The 6,423-nt window shown below is 40.5% G+C and carries 7 protein-coding genes; 5 read left to right on the top strand and 2 right to left on the bottom strand.

The features are described 5' to 3' along the window. Positions 1–708: 708 nt before the first annotated feature. A complete protein-coding gene (locus DTW91_RS12530; RefSeq protein ID WP_125203698.1) occupies positions 709–1,587 on the top strand; it encodes a hypothetical protein in 879 nt (292 codons plus the stop codon). A 275-nt stretch (positions 1,588–1,862) separates the two neighbouring features. Next, positions 1,863–2,840 (top strand): polyprenyl synthetase family protein, encoded by a 978-nt coding sequence (locus tag DTW91_RS12525; protein WP_125203697.1) that lies wholly within the window; start codon positions 1,863–1,865, stop codon positions 2,838–2,840. A 2-nt stretch (positions 2,841–2,842) separates the two neighbouring features. Here the strand turns inward: DTW91_RS12525 and DTW91_RS12520 are convergent, their stop codons facing one another. Then, on the bottom strand, positions 2,843–3,049 hold the full coding sequence (locus DTW91_RS12520; protein ID WP_125203696.1) for a helix-turn-helix domain-containing protein: 207 nt from the start codon (positions 3,047–3,049) through the stop codon (positions 2,843–2,845). Positions 3,050–3,052: 3 nt separating this feature from the next. Beyond that, positions 3,053–3,586, bottom strand: a complete 534-nt coding sequence (locus DTW91_RS12515) for a DUF2975 domain-containing protein (protein ID WP_125203695.1) — start codon at positions 3,584–3,586, stop codon at positions 3,053–3,055. Between the two features lie 217 nt (positions 3,587–3,803). On the opposite strand from DTW91_RS12515, the gene DTW91_RS12510 reads away from it, so the two are divergent. The 3 genes from DTW91_RS12510 (at position 3,804) to DTW91_RS12500 (ending at position 6,301) form a co-directional block, all read left to right on the top strand. After that, complete coding sequence (locus DTW91_RS12510; protein ID WP_125203694.1) at positions 3,804–5,087, top strand: replication-associated recombination protein A; 1,284 nt, start codon at positions 3,804–3,806, stop codon at positions 5,085–5,087. Between the two features lie 89 nt (positions 5,088–5,176). After that, positions 5,177–5,860: a DedA family protein gene (locus DTW91_RS12505; protein ID WP_125203693.1), complete on the top strand. Its 684-nt coding sequence runs from the start codon at positions 5,177–5,179 to the stop codon at positions 5,858–5,860. A gap of 147 nt (positions 5,861–6,007) precedes the next feature. Beyond that, positions 6,008–6,301, top strand: coding sequence for a hypothetical protein (locus tag DTW91_RS12500; protein WP_125203692.1), 294 nt, complete (start codon positions 6,008–6,010; stop codon positions 6,299–6,301). Positions 6,302–6,423: the final 122 nt, after the last annotated feature.

The following is a 6,423-nucleotide window of genomic DNA, read 5'->3' as shown; positions in this document are numbered from 1 at the left end:
GATACTCGAATTGTCGTCAAGTCTTGTCCATAAGATACAAGATAAATTACCAATAGAATACTTGTCAAGATTGTTTTCATACTGTGTTCTTTTTTAAAATTGGGCATAACTTGCCTATACTCGCTATAAACTTGCGACTATACACCCAAAATTGGGGGGATACCCGCTACTCAGTGGCGTATTTTTATCAAATATAGTATTTATTTATAATCCTACAAATTATCAAACTGACTTTTAATTTGTTGAATACTTTTAGTACTCACGTGGGTGTATATTTCAGTAATTTTACTACTGTTATGTCCCAACAACTATTGAGTATACCTCAATCTGTTCCGCTCGAAGAAAACCGCGAAAAAAGAGCGAAAAAAAACGCTGGAAATCCTCGTTTCCAACATTCCATTTTCCGTCAATTAAACACCGTAAAAAAACCCTTTTCTTGCAGAAGTGTTCGAGAAGTGTTCGACTCTTGTTCGAAAAAACGGTACTTTTTTCGAAGCGCTCTCGAAGAAGTGTGAAAGAAAAATCGAAGAAAACCCAACGCAGAGAAGAAAATAAATAAATCAAATCTTCTGGTTCGAAAATGATCAATTTGGAAGATTGCAATACAATTTTGCCTAAAATATATTGGACTGCAAGATTGGGGTTTATAAAAATCGCCGCAACGCTTCATTCTTCATTTCCAAAAATCTATTCCTATTTTTGTACCGTATGAAAAGGATTTGCTATTATGTCTTTCTGTGGCTGAGCCTCCAACTCTCGGCACAAAATATTCCAAAGCTAAATCTCAACCATTATAAAATTGCGGTACTCAGCGATTCGCTAAGAGAAAGTTCCGGCCTGGCGGCGCTGGGCGAAAAACTTTTTTCCTTCAACGATAGCGGAAATACAAGTGAAATTTTTGAAATAAAACCAGGCAGTTCGTCCATCAAAAAGACATTCCAAACGGGTCTTAAAAACATCGATTGGGAAGCGATGACCACCGACGGAGAGAATTTCTACATCGGAGATTTTGGAAACAATCTGGGGACGAGAAAAGATTTGAAAGTCTATAGACTGCCGTTTAGAAACGATTCTATCCTGATAGATTCTGTCCAATCTATTCCTTTTTATTATCCCGAGCAAACGGATTTTTCGCGCCAAAACCTGCAACATAATTTTGATGCAGAAGCGATGATTTTTTTTGAAGACAAGCTCCATATTTTTACCAAAGAATGGCTTAGCAACACTGTTTCTCATTATTTAATTGATAAAAATCTGAGGGAGAATCAGCCCGCTCAGAAACTGGAATCTTTCGATACCGGATTTGGGGTGACGGATGCCTCGTTTTTCGGCAACAAATTGTACGCGGTGGGCTACACCAAAAAAGCCAATGTTTACCTGATAATCTTCGAAAAGGAAGATTCGGGACCGCTCTTTTTTCGCAAGCCGGCGAAAAAATATTTCCTCGGAAAAGCGTACAACATCGGACAAATCGAAGGGATTGCTGCGACGGAAAAGGGACTGTATATCTCGGGCGAACGCTTCAGCATCAAAATCAAAAAAGTGCCCCAAAGTCTTTATTTTATTCCGTTTAAAGATTTAGAATAATTATATTTGCAGACTTATAATAAAGATATTAGAAAGGAGAGATTAGACTAATTCATCTGCTGAAATTTTTATTAATAATTTTGGATCAATCGATAGACCAATCGTCAACATAGCCCCGATTGCAGTGGAAATCCTTTTTTTTGCGGCTGCGAGACATCTCCTCGGGAGAGGGCTCTTGGGCGGGGAAAAAAAGATTGCAACGGAAAGCGGGTGGAACCCGTGAAAAGAGGCTGAATCGTCTTGCTCCAAAAAAATAGCATACCTAAACGTACAAAGTGGCAAATACCGTAGAACTGATCAAGGCGCCGATCTCTGATGAAATGAAACTTTTCGAGCAAAAGTTTTACGAATCTATGAAGAGTAATGTGCCGCTGCTGGACAAAGTCACGCGTTTTGTGGTGACCACAAAGGGTAAACAGATGCGCCCGATGTTTGTCTTTCTCTGCGCCAAATTGGTGGGCAACGTGAACGAAAAGACCTTTCGCGGGGCGAGTATGATTGAGCTGATCCACACGGCCACTTTGGTCCACGACGATGTGGTGGACGAGAGCTTCAAACGCCGAAATTTCTTCTCCATCAATGCGCTTTGGAAGAATAAGATTGCCGTATTGGTAGGCGATTACCTGCTGTCTAAGTCTGTTTTGCTATCGACGGACAACCGGGATTATGACCTCTTGGCCGTGATTTCCCGAACGATACGCGAGATGTCTGAAGGCGAACTCCTGCAGCTGGAGAAAGCCCGCAAACTGGATATTACGGAAGAGATCTATTACGAAATCATCCGGCAGAAAACGGCCACTTTGATTGCGGCTTGCTGCGAGGTGGGTGTGCTCTCCAACAATGTGGACGAGGAAACGGCGAAAAAAATGCAACTGTTCGGCACTTACACGGGAATGGCTTTCCAAATCAAAGATGATCTTTTTGATTATCAAACCAGCAATATCATCGGAAAGCCCGTCGGGATCGACATCAAAGAGCAGAAGATGACTTTGCCGCTGATCTATACTTTGAAGAACGCGAGTCCCGAGAATTACAAAAAATATTTTTCCACGATAAAGCGCCACAACACCGACGGCAAAAGGGTGCGCGAGCTGATAGACTTCGTAAAATCCTCCGGCGGAATGGATTATGCGATCCAAACGATGAAGGATTATCAGCAAAAAGCACTGGAAATACTATCCGAATTTCCCGATAATGAAGCAAAAGATGCGCTGAAGTTGATGCTGGATTACGTGATCCGTAGAAAGCTGTAGCACTACTCTTTTCTATATTCCAAAATATCGGCGGGCTGGCAGTCCAATGCTTTGCAAATGGCTTCCAAAGTGCTGAATCTGATGGCTTTTGCCTTGCCGGTTTTCAAAATCGAAAGATTGGATAATGTCAAATCTACTTTTTCGGAAAGCTCATTCAGTGACATTTTTCGTTTGGCCATCATCACATCCAGGTTTACAATTATCGGCATAGCTTAGATGGTTAGTTCGTGTTCGTTTTGCAGTTCGATACCTCTTTTGAAGATTTGAGCAATGACATAGATGATTCCCGCCAGGAAAATATATTCTGACGAAGAAGCGACAAACTCATTCACATCGGGCAATTGTATTCCTTTTTTCACCAATCTTTGCGCATAATTTTCTGTAATAATGCTTAAAATTCCTATGCCAAAAGCCACATAACTGATCTTGACAATCAGCTTAGAAACAATGTCATTGAATGGATTTTCGAGGTTGATTTTTTCAAATAATCGGGTCGTGACGAAAAACAAGTAGGCCTGCAATCCTGCGATGAAAATAAAGAAGGACATCAAAGAAATATATTCGGTGAGATTGCTTTGATGCAAAATGGAAAGATCCAGACCCAAATACAGATTGTGCGTCGCTTGTGGATTGATAAATAAACTAAAGATCAGATTGAAGATGAGTGCTCCGGTTTTGATGCACAAACCGATGAAAGCGATCCACGCCAGCACATTAAGAACATTGAGAATTTGTTTTGTATTCATTTTGTAAATTATTTAATGATGCAAATATCAAAAAATATTTATTGATAAACAATAAATATTTTACTTTTTTCATAAAAGTTTTTTAAATTGGACAGTTTTTCGCCATTGCCAGCGCATAATTTTTAAAATTGTCAGTCTGAGCTTTTGGAAGCCTCGATTGGTAAAGTACAACTCCAATATCTTTTTGCAAACTATTTAATTTCCGTAATTTTGATAGATGAATGAGAATATTCCGTTAGCCGAAATTCTACGGCCAAAAACCCTTGAGGAAGTCCTGGGACAAGAACATCTCACCGGAAAATCCGGAACCATCAAGCGGATGATGGACAACGATACGCTCAATTCCCTGATTTTTTGGGGACCGCCCGGAACCGGCAAAACCACGATTGCAGAGATCATCTCCGAAAAATCGGGTCGTAAGTTTTACAAATTGTCTGCCGTTTCTGCCGGTGTGAAAGACGTGCGAGACATCATCGAAGAAGCCAAAAAACAAAATCTCTTTTCCGGCAAAAGTCCGATACTCTTCATCGATGAGATCCACCGATTCAATAAATCTCAGCAAGATTCGCTGCTCCACGCGGTCGAAAAAGGTTGGATTGTCCTGATTGGCGCCACCACGGAAAACCCGAGCTTCGAAGTGGTTTCGGCCTTGCTTTCCAGAACGCAGGTCTATATCCTAAAAGCATTGACATTTGAAAAACTGGAAGAACTGGCCGACATCGCCGTTGCCAAATACAATGGACTGCACCAAAGCAAATTCGTTTTGGAGGAAAAGCAGGCCTTCATCCAATATTCGGGTGGCGATGCCAGAAAGCTGATCAACGCCGTTGAATTGGTGCTGAATCAGTTCAAATCCTTAAAGAAAAATAAAATCTCCAACAAAGATGTCCTCGCTGTTTTGCAGGAAAATATGGCCTTGTATGACAAAAACGGCGAGCAACATTACGATATTATCTCGGCTTTCATCAAATCGATGCGGGGCTCCGACCCAAACGGTGCGGTCTATTGGCTTGCCCGGATGCTGGTGGGCGGCGAAGACATCAAATTCATTGCCCGCAGAATGCTGATTTTGGCGGCGGAAGATATTGGTTTGGCAAATCCCAACGCCCTTGTTGTGGCCAATAATTGTTTTCAGGCAATCAATATCATCGGCAATCCGGAAGCGCGAATTATATTGAGCGAAACGGCTGTTTATCTCGCGGTTTCGCCCAAAAGCAATTCTACTTACAACGCCATTGATGAAGCCATGGCTTTGGTAAAGAAAACCGGAAACTTGCCCGTGCCGCTCCATCTGCGCAATGCGCCGACGAAGCTGATGAAGAACTTAGACTATGGCAAAGATTATCAATACGCGCATTCTTATGAAGGTCATTTTGTAGATCTCGAATTTTTGCCGGAAAAGATTTCGGGAACTACTTTTTACCATCCTGCGAATAACTCAACAGAGAAAAAAATTCGGGAACAGCTGAAGGACAAATGGAAAAACAAATATGATCTGTAAAATTTGCCGGTTCGTTAAATAGTCCTAAAATTGATTTTAAGCGGAGGATTTCAATTTGCTTTTAATATATTTGCGGAAGACAGACGACTATGGAACATTTCGAAAGCTGGAAAGACTTACTGAACCCTGAATTTTACATCAAATTGGGTGGTTTTTGGCTCATTTTATTTATTATTTTCGCAGAAACCGGTCTCTTTGTAGGCTTTTTTTTGCCGGGCGACAGTTTACTTTTCATATCCGGCATCTATGCCGTCAATATCATCGATAGCACCTTTGGTTCCACCGGTTCCGACTTTCTAGACACAGCCATATTAGCAAGTGCCGTTGCGTTGGCCGCAATTATTGGGAACGAAGTGGGATACTGGTTTGGCTACAAAAGCGGGCCGCTACTCTATGAAAAAAAAGACACCTTTCTCTTCAAGAAAAAATACCTTTTCAAAGCCCACGATTTCTTTGAGGAGCACGGGACGATTGCCGTGATATTGGCAAGATTTCTTCCCATTGTGAGAACCTTTGCACCCATCGTTGCAGGTATTGTGAAAATGGATAAGAAAAAATTTTTCTATTACAACGTTATTGGTGCTTTTTCGTGGTCATTTGTAATCATCTTTGCCGGACATTATCTGGACAAGCTATTTCTCGACCAGTTTGGCATCGATCTTAAGGAGAAATTAGAGATTATTATACTGATAATCGTAGTCGTTACCACTTTGCCGATTGTCATCAAATTCTTTTTTACAAAAGATAAGGAAAGACCAACGAAAATAGAGTAACAAAAAAGTGAAACATCAGTTCAAACTGCAGAATCGGAAACAATTTTCTAATAGTTGCTTTTTTGTCATAAATTTCTAAAAAAACAGCTTTTAAAGCCAGTATGGAATCATATTTGTGCGTAATAAGATAACCAAAAATAAAACGTTATGACACCGCAAGACAACTTCAACGAACAAGACAGAAAGCTCAGAGAAATGGAATATAATCCAGCCGAAGATATTTTCGAAAAAGAAGAAATCCTCCCTTTGGACGGCGATGGAAATCCCATTTATCACCAAGATATAGATGATGATAAACCCGATAAAGGATTGGACATCCCGGGCGTGGAAGACGATGATGAAATGGAAGAAATCGGCTCCGAAGATGAAGAAAATAATTACTGGAGCACGAGCGATAATGACGACGATCACGAAGAGGAAAATGTGGATCTCGTCGAATAAAAAAAGTTCAAGAATCCGTCTCACAACTAGAGGCGGATTTTTTTGGTAATTAATGTGGAATTTTGTATATTTATACCTGATAATCAGATAATTGTTTATGAATTTCAAATATTATAACCAAA

The sequence above is a fragment of the Chryseobacterium sp. SC28 genome, assembly GCF_003932955.1.
Taxonomy (GTDB): domain Bacteria; phylum Bacteroidota; class Bacteroidia; order Flavobacteriales; family Weeksellaceae; genus Epilithonimonas.
The sequence above is the reverse complement of the archived record's forward strand: the minus strand, read 5'-3'. Positions and strand labels throughout refer to the sequence as shown.

Coding starts and splice junctions, on each gene's coding strand:
- DTW91_RS12530 (WP_125203698.1), top strand. CDS start 709: ATGAAAAGGATTTGCTATTATGTCTTTCTGTGGCTGAGCCTCCAACTC.
- DTW91_RS12520 (WP_125203696.1), bottom strand. CDS start 3,049: ATGCCGATAATTGTAAACCTGGATGTGATGATGGCCAAACGAAAAATG.
- DTW91_RS12515 (WP_125203695.1), bottom strand. CDS start 3,586: ATGAATACAAAACAAATTCTCAATGTTCTTAATGTGCTGGCGTGGATC.
- DTW91_RS12510 (WP_125203694.1), top strand. CDS start 3,804: ATGAATGAGAATATTCCGTTAGCCGAAATTCTACGGCCAAAAACCCTT.
- DTW91_RS12505 (WP_125203693.1), top strand. CDS start 5,177: ATGGAACATTTCGAAAGCTGGAAAGACTTACTGAACCCTGAATTTTAC.
- DTW91_RS12500 (WP_125203692.1), top strand. CDS start 6,008: ATGACACCGCAAGACAACTTCAACGAACAAGACAGAAAGCTCAGAGAA.